Origin of the sequence: Rothia sp. HMSC065B04, assembly GCF_001812285.1 — a bacterium.
GTDB lineage: Bacteria > Actinomycetota > Actinomycetes > Actinomycetales > Micrococcaceae > Rothia > Rothia mucilaginosa.
The window spans coordinates 644117-669163 of record NZ_KV808406.1; the positions used below are offsets into that span (position 1 = coordinate 644117).

Sequence of the window (25047 nt, forward strand, 5' to 3'; positions counted from 1 at the left end):
CTTCCGGCAAGGGCGCTACGGTGGGTGCGTCGGTGGGGTTCACGCCCACGGTTGCTTCCGGCAGAGGAGCCACCGTCGGAGCATAGGTCGGAACCGCAGAAACCACGGGCTCCTGCGCGAAAAGCTCAAGAGGCTTCTGAGCATCAAACGAGCCGTACTCAGCACCCTGAACGCCAGCCGCCATAGTGCCCGCAATGTACTTGTGAGAGGTATTCAGCGTCGCCGCAACATCCGCCGGGACCTTCACCTCCGTCTCAAAAGCACCGTTGTGAATCTGCGAAGCAGGTACGGTCACCTCAGCCACGAAGCGCATACCCGTCTGAGGAAAACGACCGGGAACCCACACATTCGTATCAGACACCACCACGCGCACACCGTGCGGGGTCGCCTCACCCGTGTAGCCGGTACCGCGCACCTTCAACACAGTCTCACCCTTGGTGTTCAGACGCGGCGAATCCACGTGCAGAACCGGTGCGGCGCTATCCTTCACAACGTCCATGCGCAGAACCTGACCGCCCCCGTAACCATCAACGATGATATTAGCGACGAAGCTGTAGTTCTTCGCCGGGTCAATCAGGCTACCGGGAACGTAATGGGTCGCAGTCGCCGTGCCGTCCTTGAATGGGCCCTCAACGCGCACCGTCTGAATCGGGTTCAGAAACGGGAAACCCCTATGGTTTGCCTCGTGCAATGCCGGGGCGAAAGCGGTAGTTTTCGCGGGCAGTTTCGACGCCTTGAACGTAATCTTGTTCAGACGCAGGGCGGTCTTCAGCTGACGGGTATTGGTCTCAACCTTGTAGTTGTAGACCGTAATAACCGGCGGGTTATCCGGATTCGGGGTATTAGCCGTTGCAACAGAAGGCAGAGCAAACAAGCTCAAGGATGCGGCAAGAAGAACAGAAGCGCCGGCGCTACCGTAGCGGCGGGCAGGAGAAGAGTTAGCCATCATGAAGTTCCTTCTACATGGGTGATTGAGCGATCCGCACTCTTCCTGTATCGCGCCAAGTCGAGTGCGTATACGGTACCGCGACACCGCGGTTAACTACACCGTAACACGCACCTAAACGCATGAACCGGACATAAGATAACTCGCCGAAATATTACGTAAAACCAACGCCTACAGGGCGCACAATAGAGCGGATGAATAAGACAAACACGCACAGCACCGGCTGGAGGATACGGAAATGCTAGGGTAGAAAGATGCCCACGCAGAAGAACCCGCAGAACCGAGTAGAAGCAGCCGAGCCCGCCCCGCCCGCCGAACCCAACGCTACTGAGTACAGCGCTACTGAACACAGCGCCATCGACAGCACGCACCGCGTTGTGAACGTGTGCGCTGTAGCAATCCGCAACCGGGACGGGCTCGTACTCACCGTGCGCAAACGGGGCAGTGATGGGTTCATGATGCCCGGCGGTAAACCCGAACCGGGGGAGACCCCGCTACAGACCGCCTGCCGCGAAGTGAACGAAGAAATCGGGCTTACCCCCGACCCCGCCCGGATGCACCATCGCGGACTCCTGGAAGCGGCGGCACTGAACGAGGCAGGCTTTACGGTACGCGCCGAAACCTACGAATACGCACCCACCGACGAACAACACGAGCTATTGGCTTCTCTGGTGCCGCAGGCAGAAATCGCTGAGCTGCGCTGGGTCAACCCTGCCATGAGCAGCCCCTTCGATTCTGCATCGCAGGCACCGCTGAATACCGAGCAGATTTTCCCGCTGCTGGCACGCACCCCGCTACCGTAACCCCCGCCCCTGACGGGCCCCCTGAACCGGCGGGCGGCACACATGAGGTACACAGGTGCATCCGGTACCCTCAACACAGCAACATCTATCGCGGGTAGAACGCATAGAGGCGCTCCACCCCGGAAACCCACATACACCCCAAGGAGAACCATGAAGAAGACTGACTACAACCTCGCCGTCTACTGCGGCGCACGCTCCGGCAACGACCCGCTCTTCACCACCCGCGCCCAGGAACTCGGCACCCTCTGCGCCCAGAACAATATTGGCGTGGTGTACGGCGGCGGCCGCACCGGCCTCATGGGCACCGTCGCGGGCGCAACTCTGGACGCCGGCGGCGTGGTCTACGGCGTGGTCACCCACAAGCTGGTCGGCCTGGAGGGCGTGTACCCCGGCCAGACCACCCTCGACATTGTGGACACTATGCACCAGCGCAAAATCGCCATGATTGAGAAGGCTGACGCGTTCGTCGCCATGCCCGGCGGCCCCGGCACCCTCGAAGAGTTCTTTGAAGTTTTCAGCTGGCAGTTCCTCGATATTCACTCCAAGCCGGTCGCCCTGCTGAACGTCAACGGCTACTGGGACAAGCTCATCGACGCCATGCACTACATGGCGTCCACCGGCCTGCTCAACGAACGCTACCTGGACGAGCTCATCATCGTCACCACCCCCGAAGAGCTGCTGGAGGCGCTCGCCAAGGACCTGGAGCGCCGTGCCGCAGAAAAGAACGCTGCTGAATAAAACCAACGCAGAAAACGAGAACCACTATGGCAACCACCCCCAACCAGGCACGCACCCTGCTGCTGACTTTCTTCGGCCCGTTCCCCGGCGTGCCCGTGAACCCCACCGTAGCGCTCGCTGAGGGTGCTCAGCGTCTACTGACCCGGATGCGCCCGGATTTGAACGTCATCACCCGCGAGCTGCCCGTCAGCTACGACGGTTCCAGCACCGCCCTGCGCACCGCCCTGCAAGAGGTGCAGCCCGATGCGCTCATCAGCCTGGGCGTGGCGGTTGGCCGCGACGTGGTCAGCCTCGAACAGGTCGCTATCAACCTGGACTCCGCCGGTATTGAAGATAACGACGGCGACCAGCGCTGCGACGAGTCGATCGCCCCTGGCGGTCAGGAGGCGTACTTCTCCTCCCTGCCGGTGCGCGCCAGCTTTGAGCGTCTGCGTGCGGCGGGGGAGCCGGTCGAGATCTCGTACACCGCCGGAACCTACGTGTGCAACCACGTGTTCTACGAGGGGCAGCGCATCAGCCGTGAACTGGGTCTGAGCATCCCCGCCGGATTCGTGCACGTGCCCGCAACCTGCCCCGACGGCGAAGAAACCACCGAAGACACCGGCATGACTGCTCACCGTGACGCCGGTGGCGTGGTCCGTGACGAGCAGGGCATCCCGCAGCTACCAGAATCCACCGTGGTGCGCATTATTGCAGAGGTCGCCTCCGACACCCTGCCCGCAGTGAACTAGTAGCACGGTATAAGAGCTAAAACCCGTATAACAAAACCGCCGGATAGCCTCCCAAACTGGGAGCCTATCCGGCGGTTTGTGTATCTGCGCTGAGCCAGCTTGCGCAGGGCCAATACAGCCGGGCTATAACACCGGCACATGCAGGCTCAAGCTACTACTTGGTGCGGTTCTTCAGGTAGTAATCAATCAGCGAAGCAGTCGAAGAATCCTGACGAGCCAGAACCTCACGGTCACCCTCAATAGCGGGAACCAGGTCCAGCGCCAGCTTCTTACCGAGCTCAACGCCCCACTGGTCGAAGGAGTCAATACCCCAAACAACACCCTGAACGAAAGTGATGTGCTCGTACAGGGCAATCAGGGAGCCCAGAACGCGCGGGGTCAGGCGCGGCGCCATGATGGAGGTGGAGGGGCGGTTACCGCTGAAGATACGTGCGTTGACCACGTGCTCTGCGGTGCCCTCTGCACGAACCTCTTCCTCGGTCTTGCCGAACGCCAGAGCCTGAGACTGTGCGAAGAAGTTAGCCAGGAACAGCTCGTGAACGTCCCGCTCGCCGTCCTTGGTCGGGTGGACCGGGTTAGCGAATGCCAGGAAGTCCGCGGGAATCAGGCGGGTACCCTGGTGGATCAGCTGGTAGAAAGCGTGCTGGCCGTTGGTGCCGGGCTCGCCCCAGAACACTTCACCGGTTGCGTAGTTGACGAAGGAGCCGTCTGCGCGAACGGACTTGCCGTTGGACTCCATGGTCAGCTGCTGCAGGTATGCGGGGAAGCGGTGCAGGTACTGGTCGTAGGGCAGAACCGCGTGGGTTTCTGCGCCGAGGAAGTTCACGTTCCAGATGTTCAGCAGACCCATCAGAACGGGTACGTTCTGAGCCAGGGGAGCGGTGCGGAAGTGCTCATCCATTGCGTGGAAGCCGGCGAGGAAATCAGCGAAAACCTTCGGGCCGAAAACGATAGCCAGGGAGGTACCGATTGCGGAGTCTACAGAGTAGCGGCCGCCAACCCAGTCCCAGAAGCCGAAAGCGTTCTCGGGGTCAATGCCGAATGCTGCGACCTTATCCAGTGCGGTGGAGACAGCCACGAAGTGCTTAGCCACAGCCTCGGATGCTTCCTTACCTTCCAGAGCGCCAGCCTCACGCAGGGAGGAGAGCAGCCACTCGCGTGCCACGCGTGCGTTGGTCAGGGTCTCGAGGGTGCCGAAGGTCTTGGATGCGACGATGAACAGGGTGGTCTCGGGGTCCAGGCCGGAGACCTTCTCGGCCACATCGGTCGGGTCAATGTTGGAGATGAAGCGTGCGGTGATGCCCGCATCAGCGTAGGGCTTGAGAGCCTCGTACACCATGACCGGGCCCAGGTCGGAGCCACCGATACCGATGTTCACAACGGTCTCGATGCGCTTGCCGGTGATGCCGGTCCACTCGCCGTTGCGCACGCGCTCAGCGAATGCATAAATCTTCTTCAGAACGGCGTGAACGTCTGCGTCTACGTCCTGGCCGTCAACGGTCAGTGCGGGGGTGTAACCCTCGGGGCGGCGCAGTGCGGTGTGCAGCACGGCGCGGTCCTCGGTGACGTTAATGTGCTCACCGGAGAACATTGCCTCGCGGGCCTGCTCCAGCTTGACCTCTTCAGCGAGCTTGACCAGCAGCTCAACGGTCTCGGAGGTAATCAGGTTCTTGGAGAGGTCGACGTGCAGTTCGTCGGCGGTGAAGCTGAGCTTCTGCGCGCGTTCCGGGTCAGCGGCAAACCATTCGCGCAGGTTCGGAGTGAGGGACTTGTGATGAGCGGACAGAGCAGACCACGCGGAGGTGGTCGTAGGGTCAATAGAAGTAGTCATGTTTCCATTCTCTTATTTTCGGGTGCCTATGTCACCTCTTTCTGGGGTGATATGGAACGATACGGCGAAAAAATCGAAACCCGGCACTGCTGTGCGCAGCGCAGAATCGGGGCGGGTAAATCGAAGAAAACGAAGAGGGTAACGTGCCTTGTCGGGCGTGCATCCCTCGAGAGAGTGAATGAATCGCACAGGGAATAGGATAAATCCCGCAAACCTTGAAGTTCAGCTTTAAAAAACGTTAGACTAGTCGGAATACTGTCTGGAGTGCAGAAACACCTCGAGGACTGCCACCTCACCCCGCGCCCAGACATCCCTATGAGATTCTTCCGCCCGGTACGACCTTTGGGGCTGAAGACTCATACCAATCTCTCAAGCACACAACACTCAGGACAACTAAACATGGCTTTTAACCTCTTCCAGGGGATTCGTGTGCCTAAAAACAATACGAATCCTCCCTACGAGTCTTTCCTGGAAACCCGCGGCTTCCGCCCCGAAATCCAGGGTCTACGCGCATTCGCAGTGCTGCTCGTCGTGATCTACCACGTGTGGGTGGGCAAGGTCTCCGGCGGTGTGGACGTCTTCCTGTTCATCTCCGCATTCCTGCTCTCGCTCTCCTTCATGCGGAAAATCAATGAGGGTAAGCCCCTCAAGCTCCTGAACTACTGGACCCACGTGTTCACCCGTCTGCTGCCCGCAGCGTCGGTCGTGATTCTGCTGACCCTCGCCGGTAGCTTCCTGGTGCTCTCGCCGACCATCTGGAGCGCACGTGCCGTGGACGCGCAGGTGTCCCTGTTCTACTGGCAGAACTGGAACCTGGCGAATAACTCGGTGAACTACTTCGCCTCTAACACCGGCGGCAAGTCGCCCTTCCTGCACTTCTGGTCCCTGTCCATTCAGGGCCAGATTTTCCTGCTCTGGCCGGTACTCTTTGCCATTACCGCACTGCTGGTGAAGAAGGTCCGCATCAAGCCGGTACCCGCCGCCGTGCTGGTCTTCGGCCTAGTCTTCTGCGCATCCTTCGCGTTCTCCGTCTGGGAAACCAAGAACTTCGCGGCATACGCATACTTTGACACCCGCACCCGCCTCTGGGAGTTCGCGGTCGGCACCCTGCTCGCCATCATGACCCTCAAGTGGAAACCCGCGCACGTGGGCATCCGCGTGGTCATGGGCTGGATCGGTACCATCGGCCTGATTACCTGCGGCGCCGTGCTGCCTGTTGAGAAGGCGTTCCCCGGCTTCCTCGCACTGTGGCCGATTCTCTTCGGCGCACTGGTCATTATTGCCGGCCGCACCGACCACAAGTTCGCGATTGACCGCCTGCTGGTGTCCAAGCCGCTGCTGAACCTGGGCAACATTTCCTACGCCCTGTACCTGGTGCACTGGCCCATGCTCGTGCTGTACAGCGCCGCTGTGGGTAAGCCGCGCGTCTCCTTCCTCGAAGGCACCGTACTGATCGCTGCATCGATTGGCCTGGCGTGGGTTCTGAACCGCTTCGTGGAGAAGCCCCTGCGCTCGGCATCCGATAACTTCCTACCGGCACTCGCCTCCAAGCTGAAGTTCAAGCGCCCCGTGACCTCCTACGCGGCGTGGGCAGGTAACATCGCGTTCGTTGCGGCAATCCTGGCGCTGGTTGCACCGACCGTGCTCGGTACCCGCGCGCTGGCTGAGCAGCGTGACGCGCAGGTTATTAACAATGCCATGGTCAGCGTTCAGAACGACGCTGACACCTACCCCGGTGCCCGTGCACTCTCGCCCGATAAGGAGCTCGTTGAAGCTGACCCCATCCCGAAGAACGCTACTATTGCTAGTCTATTCGTCCCCTGGGATACCGGTTGTAAGGGTTCCTATGCTCTGACTCATGAACAGCTGGATATCAGTTGCGGCTACACGAAGAACGCCTCCGACGATGCGCCTCTCTTTGCGGTCGTGGGTAGCTCCCACGCTCTGCAGAAGACTGAGGCTCTGAAAGGTATTTCTAAGCAGGCGGGCGCTAACCAGCTCAACCTGCTGCTAACCGGTTGCCCGTATCCTTTCACCCAGCCTGAGAATACGGTGAATGGGTTCATGAAGCGTTGCATCCCGTTCACTGAGAACGCGACCGCTGAAATTCTGACGGCCAAGCCGACCACCGTGTTTATTATTTCGACCACCACCGCAACAACTGCTGAGGGCGAAACCGTAGACCCCGGTCTGGACGAGACCTTGCGCAAGCTTACTGACGCAGGTATTCAGGTCATTGGCATTCGCGATAACCCGCGTTTTGCCTCCGACATGTACATGTGCGCAATGAAGGCGAAGAACATCGATGACTGTGCAGAGCCCATCGAAGCAAAGTACGGTGAGGACCCTGCCGCCCCGATTTTCGCCAAGTACGCTGACCGCGGTGCCTACCAGATCGATCTGAAGGATGTGTATTGCCCCGACGGCAAGTGCTCGGTCCTGCAGGGCAACGTGTACATGTACGCCGACTCGAACCACCTGACGAATGTCTACGAGGCAACCCTGACCGATATTATCTACGAGCGTGCCCTTGCCGCTGGTTGGGACCCGAAGGGAACCACCGCAAAGTAACGCACCTGATAAGATTGTGAAGAGTGCAGTGCCCCCTTCCACCGTGTGTGGGAGGGGGCTTTGCTGTGCCCTGAGGTCTTTCTGGAACGTGGGTCGGGAAAGGAACGCTGGTCGGGAAGGAAACGCTGGTTTTTGCTTTTTGTCATGCGAACGTGAGCTACAGCCGCGCAACGAAGGAGCACGAGCGGAGTAGAGTAAAACCTATGACTTCTTCACCTGAACACGCACCCGCTGATGCTCACACGCCCACTGGCACTCGCGCGTTGCGCTACCTGCTCATCTCCCGCGCGGGAGAGACCCTCCTCAACGACGACGGAACCCTGCACTACCTGACCGGTAGCAATGCTGCCGAGCCGCTGGCCGAGGACGCTATCCTGGCGCGCAGCGTGATTCGCCCCGCCGCCTATGGCGCAGATGCGGAGAAGAACAGTGAGGCAGAGAAGAACGGGGCGCAGGTGCACGTGCTCTATTGCGAGGACAAAACCCTCGCGCAAGTCGCCGCCGACCTGAACAACTCTCGGGTGCGCGCCTCCGCCAGTGGCTTCCGCTACTACCCGGTCCATGATGACCCGGAAGGCCGCGCCCACTACGCCACCGCCCTGGCACGCCGCGACTACCTCATCGACATGCGCTACTCCGCATACAGCGGCGAGGAAGCGCCCCTCGGCTCCAAGGGCATCCGCCGCACCGCCTCCGGCGAGCTGGTGTTCCCCCGTATCGAACCCGCCGTGATGGCGCTGGTGACCAGCCGCGATGGCGAGCTCGTGCTGCTGGCGAATAACCGCCAGTGGCACCCCAACCGCTTCGCCCTCATCGCGGGTTTCGTTGACCCTGGCGAGAACCTTGAAGAGGCGATTGCCCGCGAAGTCTACGAAGAGACCGGCCTGCACACCCTGAGCACCGAGTACCGCATGAGTGACGTGTGGCCTTTCCCGCGATCGCTCATGATTTGCTACCGGGTGCGCGTGGATGAGAACGAAACCATCATCCACCACGACGGTGAGATTCGTGCCGCACGCTGGTTCACCGCCGCTGAGCTGCGTGAGGCGATTGCTATTTCGGAGGAACGTGGCAACAGTGACGAGGATGACCCCGCCAAGCTGGAGCTGCCCGGCACGAACGCCGTCGCTCGCCGCATGATTGATGAGTGGCTCGCAGAAAAGCCCTAGTGATACACTGGTAGCTAAGCCCAACGGAGGGGGGTCCGTTTTGGCGTGCCCGGAAACGTTCTCATCGCAGAGCGGGTCCATCGGCAAACACCCAAACCGGCAACGACCACCAGATACCTATCTGTGGGTACTGCCCTGTGACCCCCTGCGCTGTCTAGAGCGCACCCGTTGGCAAGACTATCCCCTAGATTTAAGCGAGAAACTTAACGCATGTCTGAAAACACCGCTTCGCGCCCCGACCTTCGCAATGTGGCTATCGTGGCACACGTTGACCACGGCAAGACCACCATCGTCGACGCGATGCTGCAGCAGACCCACGCCTTCTCTGCCCACGCAGATGTTGAAGACCGAGTCATGGACTCCGGCGACCTCGAAAAGGAAAAGGGCATCACCATTCTGGCGAAGAACACCACCGTGTTCTACAACGGCCCTTCCGCCAACGGTGAGACCATCACCATTAACGTTATTGACACCCCCGGCCACGCCGACTTCGGTGGCGAGGTGGAGCGCGGCCTGTCCATGGTTGACGGCGTTGTGCTGCTCGTGGACGCATCCGAAGGTCCGCTGCCCCAGACCCGCTTCGTGCTGCGTAAGGCACTGGCTGCTAAGCTGCCCGTGATCCTCGTGGTGAACAAGGTGGACCGCCCCGACTCCCGTATCGACGAGGTTGTTGGCGAGTCCATGGACCTGCTGCTTGGCCTGGCATCCGACCTGGCGGACGAGGTTCCCGACCTGGACCTGGACGCTGTGCTGAACGTTCCGGTGGTGTACGCATCCGGTAAGGCTGGCGCTGCATCCCTGAACCAGCCCGCAGACGGCCAGCTGCCCGACAACGACGACCTTGAGCCGCTGTTCAAGACCATCATCGAGCACGTGCCCGCCCCCACCTATGATCCCAACGAGGTTCTGCAGGCACACGTGACCAACCTGGACTCCTCCCCGTTCCTGGGTCGTCTGGCACTGGTCCGTATCTTCAACGGCACCCTGAAGAAGGGTCAGACCGTTGCGTGGGCACGTCACGACGGTGAAATCAAGAACGTCCGCATCTCCGAGCTGCTGGCGACTAAGGCTCTCGAGCGCGTTCCCGCAGAGTCCGCTGGTCCCGGCGAGATTGTCGCAGTGGCTGGTATCGAGGACATCACCATTGGTGAAACCCTCACCGACGCTGAGAACCCCAAGCCCCTGCCGCTGATTAAGGTGGACGATCCCGCGATCTCCATGACCATCGGTATTAACACCTCCCCGCTGGCTGGCCGAGTCAAGGGCGCAAAGGTCACCGCACGTCAGGTGAAGGACCGCCTGGACCGCGAGCTGATTGGTAACGTGTCCATCAAGGTTCTGCCCACCCAGCGTCCGGACGCGTGGGAAGTTCAGGGTCGTGGCGAGCTCGCCCTGGCTATCCTCGTGGAGCAGATGCGCCGCGAAGGCTTCGAGCTGACCGTGGGTAAGCCCCAGGTGGTTACCAAGACCATCGACGGCAAGGTCTACGAGCCCATGGAGCACATGATCATTGACGTGCCCGAGGAGTACCTGGGCGCTGTCACCCAGCTGATGGCTGCACGTAAGGGCCGCATGGAGAACATGGCGAACCACGGTACCGGTTGGGTCCGTATGGAGTTCGCTGTTCCCGCACGTGGTCTGATTGGTTTCCGTACCCAGTTCCTGACTGAGACCCGCGGTGCCGGTATTTCTTCCTCCTACTCGATTGAGCACGAGCCGTGGGCTGGCGACATTGAGTACCGCACCAACGGTTCGCTGATTGCTGACCGTGCCGGCGTGGTGACCCCCTACGCGATGATCAACCTGCAGGAGCGTGGCACCTTCTTCGTGGAGCCCACCTCCGAGGTGTACGAGGGCATGATCGTTGGTATGAACTCCCGTGCAGACGACATGGAAGTTAACATCACCAAGGAAAAGAAGCTGACCAACATGCGTTCTTCGACCGCGGACAACTTCGAAAACCTGACCCCGCCGAAGAAGCTGACCCTGGAAGAGTGCCTGGAGTTCGCTCGTGAAGACGAGTGCGTTGAGGTGACCCCCGAGGCGATTCGTATCCGCAAGGTTATCCTGGATTCCAACGAGCGTGTCCGCGAGTTCCGCCGCCGCGCCCGTGCGAACGACTAATACTGCCGAAGTTACTTCCTAGTGGTTGTAACTGTCGCATAGAGCCGCCGCTACCTTCTGTATGGAAGGTGGCGGCGGTTCTGTTTAACCGCCCCGATTCGTTCGGGAGATAACGGCGGGGCGGCGGGAGAGAAAGGGGGAGGTGAACAGGGCTCTTCTGCTTTCTGTCTAAAACTGCTTTCGAAAAGCCTGAACACCTCGCGCTGTACATGCGAGTGTGTAAGATAAAATAATGCGCCTGCACGGTGGCGGCACCCGTCCGCTACTCAACGTCTGCTGATCAACGATGTAAATTGCTGGCGCGCTTTGACTGTCCAAGAAACCCAACCCTGCGTATGAGAGGGAAAGCCTGTGTCTGAACCCGAGAACACTCAGCCTGATTCTGCGACCCCCAGCTACCCCACGCAGGGTGAGCGCATCGCCCCCGGATCGCGCCGTGACCTGCTGCCGAATAACTACGATGCGAAGAAGGCGCGCATCCTGTTTGTGCACGCACACCCGGACGACGAAACCTCCTCGACCGGCGCAACCATGGCGTACTACGCGCAGAAGGGTGCTGAGGTGTATCTGCTGACCGCGACCCGTGGCGAGCTGGGTGAGGTCATCCCCGAGGAGCTGCACCACCTGGAGGTCGGTAAGCCCGGTTGCCGCGATAACGGTGAGGCGCTGGGCGAGTACCGCACGGGTGAGCTTGCCGGCGCTATCAAGGCGCTGGGCGTGAAGAAGCAGTTCTTCCTGGGGCAGGAACCCGCCGTTGCGGAGGGCACGTTGCCGCTGTACCGTGACTCCGGCATGGCGTGGGGCCCGGAGGGTAAGCCCGTCGCCAACCCGGTGGCGGCGGCTGATTCGTTGACCGCGCAGCCGCTGGAACCGCAGGCTCAGGCTCTGGTTGCCGCTATCCGCGCCCTCAACCCGGATGTTCTGGTCACCTACGATTCGGACGGCGGCTACGGCCACCCCGACCACGTGCGCGTGTACGAGATCGTGCACCGCGCCCTGCAGATTCTTGAAGATGACGAGGACCGCCCGATTCTCACCTGGGGTATTGAGGGCGAGTTCGATACGGCTGATCAGCGCGTGCAGGCGGCAATCTATGGTGACGGCACCGCCAAGCGCAAGGCGATGGAGGCGCACCGCACCCAGATTACGGTGGTGGACGAGAAGACTTTCGAGTACTCGAATAAGGTGCCGCAGAAGATTTCTGCCGTGGAGACTTTCCGTGTGCTCGACGGTGACCCGACCGCGACCGTGCACCCGAAGCCGCAGGAGGCTGGTCTGGTGGCGGGCATTCTGACCGGCTCGATTCTGGGTATTTTTGCCGGTATTGCCGGGTCGATTTACCACGCTTGGGTCGTGTATGCGGGGGATACCGCCCTGCCCCTCGGCTTGCTGGTGGCGTACCTGACGGTGTTCTTTACCGCCCTGTGGTGTGCCCTGTCGTTGCGTCGCGGCTACGCGGCGGCGGTCGTGGCTGTTGCAGTGTTCGTGACCGTGTACGTGCTCGGTTACGGTCGCCCCGATTCGCCGTTTGTTTTGGTGAACCCGGGCCATTCGGCGATTGGCTTCTACGGTGCCCTGTGGTGGTTTGGTGCCCCGGTTGCGGCGATGCTGGGCATGCTCGTGTACACGCGCGCTCGCGTGAAGGACGCACAGTATTTCTCGCCGCGTGCGGCGCATCAGCGTGCGCGCGCTAAGAAGTAGCTTGAAGGCTATTACTATGTCATAACGTGGGGGAGGGGCGTTCCGGTCTGCCGGGGCGCCCCTCCTGCTGTTTTGGGCGCGGCACAGTTGCTGTCTTCTGCCCCCGCCGGACAGAGGCCCGGATAGCGGAAAATAGGGAAGAAAATTTATGCGTTATTCGGTGAATTTAGCGGGGTGGAAATAGTGGCGACCTCATCAAAAAATTCATGTGACGAAGATTTCATTTTTGGCTTAATCTATTTTTAAAAGCCTGCCGACTAGCCGTAATGCAAATAAATACCAGGTCAGCCTAGCCTAAAAAATACCCCCATAAACCCAATGACCCACTGTCTGATACACCACGAAAATACTGTTAAACAGTCAGCGCGCGATAGACTATACACAGACTTCCCCGCCGGGTACCACCTACTCGGCGGTTTACTCTGTAGATTTTGCCCTGCAGCAGACGACCCGCAGACCGGCGGGCACGGGGCGAACAGCTTCTAGAAAGGCACACCAATGACCTACGTAATCGCGCTTCCCTGCGTGGATGTCAAAGACCGCGCATGCGTTGAAGAATGCCCCGTCGACTGCATCTACGAAGGCGAACGCACCCTGTACATCCACCCGGATGAGTGCGTGGACTGCGGCGCCTGCGAGCCCGTCTGCCCCGTAGAAGCAATCTACTACGAAGACGACGTCCCCGAAGAGTGGAGCGAATACGTCAGCGCCAACGCAGACTTCTTCGACGACCTGGGTTCCCCGGGCGGCGCAGCAAAGCTCGGCCCCACCGGCAAGGACGTGCCCTTCATCGCGGCGCTGCCCCCTCGTGGCGAGTAATCCCTGCGGCGAATAATAGCGACAACCGCATAGACTGACCGCACCCGCTAACGGGTGCCAAGAGCCTCCATCACAGCACCCGGTGCCCACGCACCGTCTAGGCGCTGGAATGGAGGCTCTTGCTGTAGGCACGCCAGCGCACGGACGCTAGACTAAAATGACGAAAACTATTCCCAAGCAACCAGGTGACACAATGACTTACGGCCTGAACCTGCCCGAATACCCCTGGGAGGCGCTCGCCCCCTACCGCGCAACCGCGGCCGCCCACCCGGACGGCCCGGTGGACCTGTCCATCGGCACCCCGGTTGACCCGACCCCGCAGAACATTCGCGAGGCGCTGGCGGCTGCCTCTGACGCTCCCGGCTACCCGACCACCCACGGCACCCCCGCCCTGCGTGAGGCTATTGCCGAGTGGTTTGCGCGCCGCCGCGGCGTGACTGGTCTGAGCCCGGAGGCGATCATGCCCACGGTTGGTTCGAAGGAGCTCGTGGCGTGGCTGCCGTTCCTGCTGGGTCTGGGCCCGGGCGATGTGGTCGTGTACCCGCGCGTTGCGTACCCCACCTACGATATGGGTGCCTGCTTTGCCCGCGCCGAGTCCGTGCCCGCTGACAGCCTCGACGAGCTGGACGCTGACACCCGCAGCCGTGTGAAGCTGATTTGGGTGAACTCCCCGGCGAACCCGAACGGTGTGGTGCGTACCGTGGAGCAGCTGCGTGAGATTGTGGCGCAGGCGCGTGAAATCGGTGCCGTGGTGGCATCTGACGAATGCTACGCGGAGCTCGGTTGGGGTGCTTGGGATGAGGCGCGCGGCGGTCAGCCGGTGCCGTCTATCCTGGATCCGCGTGTGTGCGATGGCGACTTCACCGGCCTGTTTGCGGTGTACTCGCTGTCGAAGCAGTCGAACCTCGCCGGTTACCGTGCCGCGTTCATTGCCGGTGCCCCCGAGCTGATGCCGAACCTGATTAATAGCCGCAAGCACGCCGGCATGATTGTGCCCGCACCCGTGCAGGCTGCGATGATGGTTGCGTTGGCTGATGAGGCGCACGTGGCGGCGCAGAAGGACCTGTACCGTGCCCGCCGCGAGGTACTGCAGGAGGCGATTGCCGCCGCCGGTGGCCGCATCGAGAATTCTGAGGCTGGCCTGTACCTGTGGACCACCTTCGGTGAGTCCACCTGGGATTCGATTGGTCGCCTGGCGGAGCTGGGTATTATTGCTGGCCCCGGCGTGTTCTACGGCGAGGACGGCGAAGGCTACGTGCGTATCGCTCTGACCGCTTCGGATGAGGCGGTGGCGAAGGCTGCTGAGCGTCTGAAGGCATCGGCCGCTAAGTAGCCCCGACGGGTCTAACTAGCCCGCATAGCAGAAAGCCCCCGCACCCTCCCGAAAGGGGAGTGCTGGGGCTTTGCCGTATCTGCTGATAATCGTTGGCTGAGGAGCCCGAACGAGAAGGGTTACTTGCGGTCGCCGGGCAGAACGAACATCTGAACGGTCGGCGGGTTCGGGTTATCCAGAGCGTCCGGAATCAGGTTTCGGGTCACCTTTGCGGAGGTGCGCGACGCCAGCCTGTCCGTAATGCCGGTTGCTACAGCCGTCAGCACGAAGTTCACCGTCACGAAGAGTGCCGCCGCCAGAATCAGGGTCTGCAGCACGTTGCCGTCACCGGAACCGATGCGGCGCGCCGAAGCGAGCAGCTCGGGGTAGGAGATGATGTAACCGAGGGCGGTGTCCTTCAGAATCACAACGAACTGGCTGAGCATTGAGGGCATCATCGCGGTGAACGCCTGCGGAAGCAGGATCCGAATCAGCGTCTGGGTCGGGGTCAGACCAATCGCAAGACCCGCCTCGCCCTGACCGCGAGGAAGTTGCTTCACGCCCGAACGCAGTAGCTCAGCAATCACCGAGCCGTTGTACAGGGTCAGACCAATCACCACGGCGATGAAGGGCAGCTGAGCCGGCGGAAGGCCGCTGTACTTGCCCAAGAACAGCCAGAAGAAGATCATCATGATCAGCACCGGCACGGCGCGGAAGAACTCTACCACCACGGTGCCGAACCAGCGGATAACGCGGTACTGGGAGAGTCGAGCAATACCGAAGACCACACCGAACGCAACCGAGGTAACCACCGAAACCGCTGCCGCCGACAGGGTCGAGGCAAGGCCCGGCAGGTAGTAGGAGCTCCAGGCGCGGGCGGTGAACAGGTCAGTCCACTTTTCTGCCTCCAGCTGCCCCTTCTGGCCCATCACGGTCAGCACATACACCGCAAATAGTGCAAAAAGGACTACCGCAGCAATGTTGAAGATGCGGATACGACGCTGCGCGATAGAACCCGGCTCGTCGAAAAGCACCGAAGAAGCGGCGCGGGTGTCATTACTGATAAAAGGGTTTTTCATCGCTTCACCGCCAGCTTACGGGATGACCAGGTGGTCAACGCACCAATGGGAACAACAATGATGACAAAGCCCATCGCAAACATGATGAAGATAGCAAGCACCATGTTCGCGTCGAACTCAATCATGGATTTCATCAGCCCGGAGGCCTCCGCCACCGACGCGACCGAGGCGACAGTGCTGTTCTTCGTCAACGCAATCAGAGTATTGCCGAGCGGGGTAATGGCGCCGCGTAGAGCCTGAGGGAAAATCACCAGGCGGGCGGTGTCGAAGAAACCCAGACCGATAGCGCGTGCCGCCTCAGCCTGACCCTTCGGCACGGTGTTCACACCCGAACGGATCGCCTCGCAGATAAACGCCGAATGGTAAATCGACAGGGCAATGACCGCGTACACGAAGAAGTTCGTGTCGAAATCGTGCGAGAAGGAGAGCTGGAACTGCGTCCACACACCCAAAATGGCGAAAGTCATCATGATGGTGAGCGGAGTATTACGGACAGTATGCACATAGGCGGTGCCCACCCAGCGCAGGGACGGGACGGGACTGATGCGCATGAGCGCCAGCACAGTACCGAGAACGAACGAGCCAAGAGCCGCCCAGAAGGTCAGCTGAATATTGGTCATGAAGGCGCCAACCACATCGTACTTGGACAGGAGGGTGCCGAGTTGGTCAAAGAATGACATTCGTGAACCTCTCTAGAGGCCTAGGCGCAGGAGGTGCCCAGGTGCGGCGGGTTGGTTTCGGTGTTGTAGTGGTAGCCGGTGCCTTCGGTGTACTTGGTGATGAGCTTCTCCCAGGTACCGTCGGCAACCATCTCGTTGATGGCGTTGTTCACGGCTTCGCACTTGTCGGTGCCCTTGGGCAGACCCACGCCGTAGCGTTCGGTCGTGAAGGGGGAGCCGACCACTCTCAGCTTGCCCTTGTTCGCTTTGGTGGCTGCCAGACCGGCGAGGGTAATGTCGTCGGTGGTGACGGCGTCCACCACGCCGCCGTTGAGGGCGACCACGCAGTCGGAGTAGCTGTTCTGCTTGACCAGGTTCACGTTCTTGGCGAACTTGTCCTGCACCTTCTGGGCGCTGGTGGAGCCGGTGACGGAGCAGAGGTTCTTGCCGTTGAGGTCGTCCGGTCCCTTGATGTCGGTGTTGTCGGCACGCACGAGCAGGTCCTGACCTGCGGTGTAGTAGGGGCCTGCGAAGTCCACGGTCTTCTTGCGGCTTTCAGAGATGGAGTAGGTCGCAAAAATCATGTCTACCTGACCGGTGTTGAGCATGTTTTCGCGGTTAGCGGCGGGGGATTCGACGAACTCAATCTGCTCTTCGGAGTAGCCGAGTTTGCCGGCGACGTAGCGTGCCACCTCCACGTCGAAACCGGTGTAGGTGTTGCCGTCCTGGTAACCGAGGCCGGGCTGGTCTACTTTGATGCCGATGCGGATCTTATGGTCGCTGTCTGCGCTGGAGCATCCGGCGAGGACGCCGGTCAGAGCGAGGGATACTGCTGCGGCGAGTGCCGCGAGCCTACGTGAATATTTTTGCATGTCGGTCCCTCTGCTTTAGTGGTTGATGATCTTGGAGAGGAAGTCCTTGGCGCGCTCGCTCTTCGGGTTGGTGAAGAACTCGTCCGGGTGCGCCTCTTCGATGATCTCGCCGTCGGCAAGGAAGACGATGCGGTCTGCCGCCTTGCGGGCAAAACCCATCTCGTGGGTCACCACGATCATGGTCATGCCTTCCCTCGCGAGGGAGACCATGGTGTCGAGCACCTCGTTGACCATTTCGGGGTCGAGCGCGCTGGTGGGTTCGTCGAAGAGCATGACCTTGGGCTTCATGGCGAGTGCACGGGCGATGGCGACGCGCTGCTGCTGACCGCCGGAAAGCTCTGCGGGCATCTTGTGCACCTGGGAATCCACACCGACCTTCGCGAGCAGGTTCATGGCTTCTGCTTCTGCCTCTGACTTGGACATTTTGCGGATTCGGCGGGGCCCAAGGGTTACGTTATCGAGGATGTTCTTGTGCGCGAAGAGGTTGTAGGACTGGAAAACCATGCCGACTTCGGCGCGGAGCTTGGCGAGTGCGCGGCCTTCTTCGGGTAGTTCTTGTCCGTCAATGGTGATGGATCCGCTGGTGATAGTTTCGAGGCGGTTGATGGTTCGGCAGAGGGTGGATTTGCCGGAACCGGAGGGGCCGAGGAGGACGACGACCTCACCTTTTCCCACGGAAAGATTGATGTTCTTCAGAACGTGGTTGGTGCCGTAGTACTTGTTGACGTTGGCGATTTCGATGAGGTTTTTCTGCGCTTCGGGAGCTGCCTGTGCGGACATTTTGAACCCTTTCACGTGAGGTGCGTCTATGATGCGGGTTGTCTGTATGCTGAGTTTTCAGCTTACGCCTCAGACGGTTTCCTGTCTGCAAAATATTCACTTTACTGGGTAAGCAATGTGAATTTTTAAGCATGAATGCATAGTTATAGTATTTTTGACGTAAAAATATGGGTAAAAAACACCCCATCTTCACAAAAGGCTCTGACTAGGGAATATATTCTTCCCTTTCTCTACGCACTCACGAGGTGTCAAACGCCTTTGGGGAGGTAGTCACGACTTGGTAAAAATTTCGAAAAAAGCGCAAAAAAGTGCCCGATAGGTGAGATAACACCTATCGGGCACTCTTCAACACCCCTCACAAGGGGCTAAAACAGCTTAGGCTTCGTAACCGTTGGGGTTGTTCTTCTGCCAGTTCCAGTGGTCGCGAACCATGGTCTTAATGTCGCGGCTAGCGCTCCAACCCAGATCCGCCAGAGCAGAGGAAGGATCAGCGTAAGAGACCGCAACGTCACCGGGGCGACGATCCACAATCTTGTACGGCAGCTCCTTACCGCACGCCTCCTCGAACGCGTGCAGAACCTGCAGAACCGAGTAGCCGTTACCGGTACCCAGGTTCCAGGTGTGCAGGCCGCCGTGCTCAGCAATGTAGTTCAGCGCCTTCAGGTGGCCATCAGCCAGGTCAACCACGTGGATGTAGTCGCGCACGCCGGTACCGTCAACGGTCGGGTAGTCGTTACCGAAGACGTTCAGGTGATCGCGGCGACCCACAGCAACCTGCGCGATGAAGGGCACCAGGTTGTTCGGGATACCCGCCGGGTCCTCACCGATACGGCCGGACTCGTGCGCACCAACGGGGTTGAAGTAACGCAGCAGAGCAATGTTCCACTTGGGATCGGAAGCAGCCAGGTCAACCAGCATGTCCTCAATGTGCTCCTTGGTGCGGCCGTAGCAGGACTGTGCGTCCATGTTCATCTTCTCGATCAGAGGCATGGACTCGGGCTCACCGTACACGGTAGCGGAGGAGGAGAACACGATGGAGTGGCAGTCAGCCTCGTCCATTGCGTACAGCAGGTTCAGGGTGCCAGCCACGTTGGTCTGGTAGTACCACAGCGGCTTCTCAGCGGACTCGCCCACAGCCTTCAGGCCCGCAAAGTGAATCACAGCGTCGGGGCGAACCTGCTTGAAGAGAGCCTTCATACCTTCGAGGTCGAGCAGGTCAACCTTGTGGAACTCGGGGGCGCGGCCAGCGAGTTCAGCGACGCGCTTGAGGGACTCCTCGGAAGAGTTCGCGAGGTTATCCATGACGACGACGTCGTGGCCTGCCTTGAGCAGTTCAAGTACAGTGTGGGAGCCGATGTAGCCGGCGCCGCCGGTAACGAGTACCTTCATGATGTCCTTTCGGGCTTTATATATCCGGAAAAAGTGCTCCGGATGGGGGACAAAAGCTGTTGAGCTGTATCTAATGGTACAGCTGTGCATGGGGTGTAAGTACTGCGGGACACTGTGCGCTTGTGCACTCTGGTGTGAGCATGTGGGAAGCGTTCTTTAGGTGTGTCGCCACTCGCCCCCACCTCGCTGTATAGCTTGCGTCTAATCCCACCAGAAATACCACTGGCGGCTCTGGTGAATAAACTCCGTCAGCTGCTCAAAATCCTCAAACACCTGGAACGGAAGATCGGAACAGAATGCGAATTGCTCGACCGCCACCTTCTTCGCCTCGACCGGGTCTGCTACGGGGCGTTCCACCAGAAACTCCAGGCAGTCAGCACCGTCAAGAGCCGCCGGGATGGCACCGTACTTTTCACGCCAATAGTGGGTGAATGCCAGCTGCGTTTGAGCGTCCGGGCAGTCATTCCAGCCGCCGAAGGGCAGGTACGCGGGAATATCGGCGGGGTCATCGGTCGGAATCTGTAGCAGGAGCATCTCGCCTTTCTCTTCTTCATCCAGGAGCTCATAGCAGAGTAGGGCGGAAAGAGTCGGGGCGTCATCTTCGGGCTCCTCATCGGGCAGAAAATCGGAGCTCATAAACTCGTCGACAAGCTCGTTGAGGTTGAAGTCGTCCGGGTCGTCCTCGTGAGTCTCTTCGCCATCGTCCATAACCTGGCGCAACTGCTGAGCAATGGCGGCGCTACCGTACTCTTCGGCGGAGGCGCCACCACGGGCGGTACGGTAACGCTGCAGGACAGCACGAGTGTAGGCGCTCACCTGCTCGGGGGTTAGAGTCTCAACATCGTCGATAATGTCGTGCTCAAGGGATACCGCAATGACCATGCTTTCAAGCACCGTATCGTTTAGGTTCAGGAAGAAGGGGACGAACCTCTCCGTGTGCCCCAGCTGAGCCAACTCATCGTAACGAGCCATGGCATCAGTAGCAGGAGCGCCCACCGCAATACGCTCGTGCGGGTAGGGGAAAAGGCGCGTAAAGTGCCGGTAGGTTTCGCTCATCGTCGACTCTGACTTAGTTGATTCAGGCATCTGAGTTCCTCTCTGAACTGTACAAGTGGTCAGTCATGGCGGGTACGCTGTACCCGGTACTACCAGCCTAGCGAAAGCCCGAGCCGTACGCCCTGAAAACGGTCATCGTAGCCGCCGCGGATTCGCGCCCAGCCTGTAAGAGCGGCGGACGAGGGAACACCGGGCGCAGAAAAGGGGCCGGGATGCTTCACACATCCCGACCCCTAAAGTTCACGGGCCGACCCCCAACGTTCGCAAGGGCAACCAGCGCTAGTCCAGGTACAGACTAGTTCAGGTGCAGACTAGTTCAGGTGCAGCGCCTCGTTCAGCTCCACGGTGTTCTTCGCACGCGGCAGAACCTCAATCGCGCCGCTGATTGAATTGCGGCGGAACAGCAGATTCGACACACCGGACAGCTCCGCAGCCTTCACCACGCGCGCCTCCTGACCGGGCAGCAGAACACTCACGCGCGAACCAGCGGTCACATACAGGCCAGCCTCAACCACGCAGTCATCACCCAGGGCAATACCGATACCGGACTCCGCACCCAGCAGAGAACGCTCACCAATAGAGACGCGCTGAGTGCCACCACCGGAGAGGGTACCCATCGTGGAGGCGCCGCCACCCACATCCGAGCCGTCGCCCACCACAACGCCCTGAGAAATACGGCCCTCAACCATGGAGGTGCCCAGGGTACCGGCGTTGAAGTTCACGAAGCCCTCGTGCATCACGGTCGTGCCGGACGCCAAGTGCGCACCCAGGCGTAGACGGTCACCGTCGCCAATACGCACGCCGGCGGGAACCACGTAATCCACCAGGCGCGGGAACTTATCAATGTGGCTCACGCTCAGGTGGCCCAGCTTGCGCAGACCAATCGCCAGCTTCTGGAACTCGGCGGCAAGCACCGGGCCGTGGTTGGTCCACGCAACATTCGCCAGGGTGCCGAACAGACCGTCCAGGTTCAGCTCGTTGGGGCGAACCAGAGTGTGCGAGAGCAGGTGCAGACGCAGGTACGCGTCGACCGCATCTTCGGGTGCCTCATCCAGGTTGATGGAGGCGCTACGCACCTCGGTACGGGCGTTGCGCGCCGGATGCTCAACGGCCAGGTCCTCCAGCTCGTCCGCGATGGATAGGTCGGGGGTCTGGGTGAGGGAGGGGGCGGGGAACCAAGCATCCAGGACGGTGCCGGCGTGCTCGCCAGAGATAACAACATTGACCAGTGCAACGCCGGAGGCGTAACGGGGAGTGTTTTCAGACATGCCTCCCATTATAGTTTTGGGAGTGAGAGCCCCTTCAAGACCGTCTCATATGCTCGATATGGAAGTTGCGGGCGCGGGTGTGTGTACCGGGGAACCTGTAAGGTGGAAGGATGAGCGTTTCCCCGAATACTTCTGAACGTCACCCGGTTCCGGCACCGCCCCTGAATTTGGACGTGTCTATGCCCGAGCTGACGCGTGCCCTGCTGGATCTTGAGTCGGTTTCTGGTAACGAACGAACGATTGCTGATGCCGTGCACACGGCGCTGTCGTTCTGCCCCCACCTGCACCTGACCCGTGACGGGGACGCCATCATTGCCCGCACCGAATTCCCGCCGCTGCCTGGAGCTGAGGGGGAGAGTGCTGAGGGGGAGCGTACCCGCATTATCCTCGCCGGTCACCTGGATACCGTGCCCCTGCCTACCGTCGAGGGTTCCCTGGGTACTGTGCCCTCTACGGTGCGTGAAGAAGAGGACGGGTACGTGCTCTACGGCCGCGGCGCCACCGATATGAAGGGCGGCGTTGCGGTGCAGCTGAAGCTTGCCGCCGAGCTGACCGCGCAGGACACCGACTACAACCTGACCTACATCTTCTACGACAACGAAGAGGTCGCTAGCGAGCTTTCCGGCCTAGCGCGCCTGATCCGCAACCACGGTGAGCTCATCACCGACGCAGATTTCGGTGTGCTGCTCGAACCGACCAACGGCACCATTGAGGGCGGCTGCAACGGCACCATGCGTTTCTTCGTGCGCACCCGCGGCCTGGCCGCCCACTCGGGTCGCGCCTGGCGCGGTGAGAACGCGATTCACGCCCTGGCACCGGCGTTGGCGGCGCTCGCCTCCTACGAGCCGAAGACCATCGCGGTGGAGGGCCTGGACTATCGTGAGGGCCTGAATGCGGTGCAGATTTCTGGTGGCGTTGCCGGTAACGTGATTCCCGATGCGGCGGCGATGCACGTGAACTACCGATTCGCCCCGGATAAGACCCTGGATGAGGCGGTCGCCCACGTGCGTGAGGTTTTCGCCGGATACGAGCTGGACTTTGTGGATCTTTCCCCGGCGGCTCGCCCCGGCCTGGACACCCCGCTGGCGGCATCCCTGATTGAGGCGGTGGGCGAGGAACCCCAGCCCAAGTACGGTTGGACGGATGTGGCGCGCCTGAGCGAGATTGGTATTCCCGCCGTGAACTTCGGTCCCGGTGACGCCCTGCTGGCTCACACCGATAATGAGCATGTGAGCTTTAGCCAGCTGACCCGTTGCCACGCGGATTTGCGTGCCTGGCTGCTCAGCGACCGTGACGAGGACTAACCGCGACGCTGATTCTGCCGGTGCTGGCGCTACTATTTGAATTTAGGTGACCGTCAGGGGTTGACGGTCCTGCATGATATGAGATTGACATGAACTTTCTTCTGATTCTGCTTGCCCTGCTGATTTCGGGCATTGCGGTGCTCTCCGTTGTGGCGCTCTCCGGTGAGCGTGCCGTGCCCGGTGCCGCGTTCTTCAGCGGCGTGGGCCGTGACGGTCTGGGCACCTTCGACCGTGTGGAGGATTTCGGCTTTATCGCTCCTCTCGTCGGTGCACCCGAAGATAACAAGGCACTCGAGAACGCACCCGCCGCTGAGTCTGCTGCTTCGACCGCAGAATCTGCTGATGCTAACGTGACTGCCGCTGAGCCGGTTCGCCGCGGTGCGGTTCCCCTGTCTGATGATGCGGAGAGCACCTTGAGCGCTCACGAGTTCGTGGAGAAGCGGAAGAGCCCGCAGGCTGAGGGGAACTAACGCCCGTGAGTGTTTCGCCTGAACGTAATAGTACTTCCCCCGCGCATTCCCCCGTGCAGGGTGCCGCCACCACCGCCTCCACGAAGGAGCAGGGCGAGTCTTTTGATGAGTTGCTGACCTGGGCGTACACCGCCGCCGGTGAGCGCCTGCACCGGGTGGGGGAGCGTCTGCGTGCCCTGCCCGCGTGGCTGTCGGTACTGCTGATTTACGGCCTGTCCCGCGTGTGGGGTTTCATCGTGTTTGCCGTGGTCGGCCAGCAGCAGCTGCGCAGCCCGTGGGGTCAGCACCTGGATTATTTGTCGTTCATTAGCATCTGGGATGCCGGCTGGTATGAGCAGATCGCGGTACAGGGCTACCCGAATGAGCTGCCGGTGAACGCGGCGGGTGTGGTTGAGCAGAATCAGTGGGCTTTTTACCCGATTTTCCCGCAGCTTTCCGGTGCTATTAGCCATGCGACGGGCATCGGGTACTACCCGGTGGCGGCGACGGTTGCTCTGCTTGCCGGTTTCGCGGCGGCGTGGGTGATTTACCTGCTGTTTGAGGCGTCGTTGAAGGCGACCGGTTTCAAGAGCGAGGAATCGCCTTCTGCGCTGTCTATGTGGGCTGTGGCGTTGGTGTCGTTTTTGCCGGTGGCGCCGGTGTTGCAGGTTCCGTATGCGGAGTCGCTGAACCTGGTGTTCCTTGCCGGTGCGCTGCTGTGCCTGGTTCAGGGACGCTACGGCCTGCTGGTTCCTGTGGCGGTGTTGGCGTGCCTGTCCCGCCCGGTGGGTGTGCCCCTGGGTGCGGCGGCTGGCCTGTGGTGGTTTGTGTGCTGGGTGCGTTCGAGCCGCCAGTCGGGTATGGGTGCGGCGTTTGTGCGTCATCTGGGGCAGCTGGTGAGTGCCTTGGTTGTGTGTGCGTGTGCGCTGGTGTGGCCTGCGATTGCGTGGTGGGCTACGGGCCGTGTGGATGCGTACACCGCCACGGAGACGGCGTGGCGCGGTACCCATTTGGCGCCGATTCAGCCGTGGCTTTCGCAGGGGTACCTGTACTTTGGGTATGCGGCTCCGGTGTTGCTGGCCCTGCTGATTTTGGGTTTTATTGCTCTGTGTTTGAGCCCTCTGGCGCGTAGGGTTTTGGCGGCTCCGTTGAACCTGTGGTGCCTGAGCTATTTTGCGTATTTGATTCTGTTTTTGAATCCGCAGTCGTCGACGTTCCGTCTGTTGTTGCCGTTGTTTCCGCTGGTGATTGTGGCGGCGGCGGCGAGCCGTTCGCGGGCGTATCGTTGGGCGTTGCTGGTGGCGGGTGCGTGTGCGCAGTGGGGCTGGGTTGGCTGGCTGTGGCATTGGAAGCAGCTCCCCGGCGGTGGCGATTACCCGCCGTAAACCGCTGAATCTATCCAACGGATGTTTGAGACCGCCGGTGTGCTGCCGGCGGTCTTTTGCG

Annotated in this window: 20 protein-coding genes and 1 pseudogene; 12 read left to right on the forward strand and 9 right to left on the reverse strand. The window is 60.6% G+C overall.

Annotated elements, in window-relative coordinates; all coding sequences use genetic code 11:
* A pseudogene (locus tag HMPREF2845_RS02780) lies at nt 1–946 on the reverse strand (hypothetical protein); the annotation flags it as partial.
* A 254-nt stretch (nt 947–1200) separates the two neighbouring features.
* On the opposite strand from HMPREF2845_RS02780, the gene HMPREF2845_RS02785 reads away from it, so the two are divergent.
* The 3 genes from HMPREF2845_RS02785 to HMPREF2845_RS02795 all read left to right on the forward strand — a co-directional run bounded on the left by HMPREF2845_RS02785 (nt 1201) and on the right by HMPREF2845_RS02795 (nt 3218).
* Nucleotides 1201–1749 carry an NUDIX hydrolase gene (locus HMPREF2845_RS02785; protein ID WP_193388931.1) on the forward strand — a complete coding sequence of 183 codons (549 nt, stop codon included), beginning with the start codon at nt 1201–1203 and terminating at the stop codon, nt 1747–1749.
* A 150-nt stretch (nt 1750–1899) separates the two neighbouring features.
* Nucleotides 1900–2487 carry an LOG family protein gene (locus HMPREF2845_RS02790; RefSeq protein ID WP_049347051.1) on the forward strand — a complete coding sequence of 196 codons (588 nt, stop codon included), beginning with the start codon at nt 1900–1902 and terminating at the stop codon, nt 2485–2487.
* Between the two features lie 26 nt (nt 2488–2513).
* The gene (locus HMPREF2845_RS02795) at nt 2514–3218 is read left to right on the forward strand and encodes a pyroglutamyl-peptidase I (RefSeq protein WP_049347053.1); all 705 of its coding nucleotides are present in this window, start codon (nt 2514–2516) and stop codon (nt 3216–3218) included.
* 154 nt (nt 3219–3372) lie between these two features.
* Here HMPREF2845_RS02795 and pgi read toward each other — a convergent pair whose 3' ends face one another.
* Nucleotides 3373–5049 (reverse strand): glucose-6-phosphate isomerase, encoded by a 1677-nt coding sequence (gene pgi, locus HMPREF2845_RS02800; RefSeq protein ID WP_049347055.1) that lies wholly within the window; start codon nt 5047–5049, stop codon nt 3373–3375.
* A gap of 429 nt (nt 5050–5478) precedes the next feature.
* On the opposite strand from pgi, the gene HMPREF2845_RS02805 reads away from it, so the two are divergent.
* The 6 genes from HMPREF2845_RS02805 (at nt 5479) to dapC (ending at nt 14766) form a co-directional block, all read left to right on the forward strand.
* Complete coding sequence (locus HMPREF2845_RS02805; RefSeq protein ID WP_246824587.1) at nt 5479–7620, forward strand: acyltransferase family protein; 2142 nt, start codon at nt 5479–5481, stop codon at nt 7618–7620.
* A 203-nt stretch (nt 7621–7823) separates the two neighbouring features.
* On the forward strand, nt 7824–8789 hold the full coding sequence (locus HMPREF2845_RS02810; protein WP_070633825.1) for an NAD(+) diphosphatase: 966 nt from the start codon (nt 7824–7826) through the stop codon (nt 8787–8789).
* Nucleotides 8790–8999: 210 nt separating this feature from the next.
* A complete protein-coding gene (gene typA, locus HMPREF2845_RS02815) occupies nt 9000–10913 on the forward strand; it encodes a translational GTPase TypA (RefSeq protein ID WP_049347061.1) in 1914 nt (637 codons plus the stop codon).
* A 351-nt stretch (nt 10914–11264) separates the two neighbouring features.
* The gene (locus HMPREF2845_RS02820; RefSeq protein WP_070633826.1) at nt 11265–12614 is read left to right on the forward strand and encodes a PIG-L family deacetylase; all 1350 of its coding nucleotides are present in this window, start codon (nt 11265–11267) and stop codon (nt 12612–12614) included.
* Between the two features lie 498 nt (nt 12615–13112).
* A complete protein-coding gene (gene fdxA, locus HMPREF2845_RS02825; protein WP_005505213.1) occupies nt 13113–13433 on the forward strand; it encodes a ferredoxin in 321 nt (106 codons plus the stop codon).
* Between the two features lie 193 nt (nt 13434–13626).
* Nucleotides 13627–14766 carry a succinyldiaminopimelate transaminase gene (gene dapC, locus HMPREF2845_RS02830; protein WP_070633827.1) on the forward strand — a complete coding sequence of 380 codons (1140 nt, stop codon included), beginning with the start codon at nt 13627–13629 and terminating at the stop codon, nt 14764–14766.
* 119 nt (nt 14767–14885) lie between these two features.
* On the opposite strand, the gene HMPREF2845_RS02835 is transcribed toward dapC, so the two are convergent.
* The 7 genes from HMPREF2845_RS02835 to dapD form a co-directional block, all read right to left on the reverse strand.
* Entirely contained in the window at nt 14886–15824 is a 939-nt protein-coding gene (locus HMPREF2845_RS02835) for an amino acid ABC transporter permease (protein WP_070633828.1), read from the reverse strand.
* The gene (locus HMPREF2845_RS02840) at nt 15821–16504 is read right to left on the reverse strand and encodes an amino acid ABC transporter permease (RefSeq protein WP_049327621.1); all 684 of its coding nucleotides are present in this window, start codon (nt 16502–16504) and stop codon (nt 15821–15823) included. The genes HMPREF2845_RS02835 and HMPREF2845_RS02840 overlap by 4 nt, the downstream gene beginning before the upstream one ends.
* A gap of 20 nt (nt 16505–16524) precedes the next feature.
* A complete protein-coding gene (locus tag HMPREF2845_RS02845; RefSeq protein ID WP_070633829.1) occupies nt 16525–17355 on the reverse strand; it encodes a glutamate ABC transporter substrate-binding protein in 831 nt (276 codons plus the stop codon).
* Between the two features lie 15 nt (nt 17356–17370).
* Complete coding sequence (locus HMPREF2845_RS02850; RefSeq protein WP_049337287.1) at nt 17371–18135, reverse strand: amino acid ABC transporter ATP-binding protein; 765 nt, start codon at nt 18133–18135, stop codon at nt 17371–17373.
* A 375-nt stretch (nt 18136–18510) separates the two neighbouring features.
* A complete protein-coding gene (galE, locus tag HMPREF2845_RS02855; protein WP_049354216.1) occupies nt 18511–19524 on the reverse strand; it encodes a UDP-glucose 4-epimerase GalE in 1014 nt (337 codons plus the stop codon).
* Between the two features lie 201 nt (nt 19525–19725).
* The gene (locus HMPREF2845_RS02860; RefSeq protein WP_049358532.1) at nt 19726–20610 is read right to left on the reverse strand and encodes a DUF4253 domain-containing protein; all 885 of its coding nucleotides are present in this window, start codon (nt 20608–20610) and stop codon (nt 19726–19728) included.
* 281 nt (nt 20611–20891) lie between these two features.
* Nucleotides 20892–21857 (reverse strand): 2,3,4,5-tetrahydropyridine-2,6-dicarboxylate N-succinyltransferase, encoded by a 966-nt coding sequence (gene dapD, locus HMPREF2845_RS02865; protein ID WP_070633830.1) that lies wholly within the window; start codon nt 21855–21857, stop codon nt 20892–20894.
* A gap of 101 nt (nt 21858–21958) precedes the next feature.
* On the opposite strand from dapD, the gene dapE reads away from it, so the two are divergent.
* The 3 genes from dapE to HMPREF2845_RS02880 all read left to right on the forward strand — a co-directional run bounded on the left by dapE (nt 21959) and on the right by HMPREF2845_RS02880 (nt 24986).
* A complete protein-coding gene (gene dapE / locus HMPREF2845_RS02870; RefSeq protein WP_049349379.1) occupies nt 21959–23152 on the forward strand; it encodes a succinyl-diaminopimelate desuccinylase in 1194 nt (397 codons plus the stop codon).
* A gap of 89 nt (nt 23153–23241) precedes the next feature.
* Nucleotides 23242–23622: a hypothetical protein gene (locus HMPREF2845_RS02875; RefSeq protein ID WP_049349382.1), complete on the forward strand. Its 381-nt coding sequence runs from the start codon at nt 23242–23244 to the stop codon at nt 23620–23622.
* Nucleotides 23623–23627: 5 nt separating this feature from the next.
* Complete coding sequence (locus HMPREF2845_RS02880) at nt 23628–24986, forward strand: hypothetical protein (RefSeq protein ID WP_070633831.1); 1359 nt, start codon at nt 23628–23630, stop codon at nt 24984–24986.
* The last annotated feature ends 61 nt before the right edge of the window (nt 24987–25047 follow it).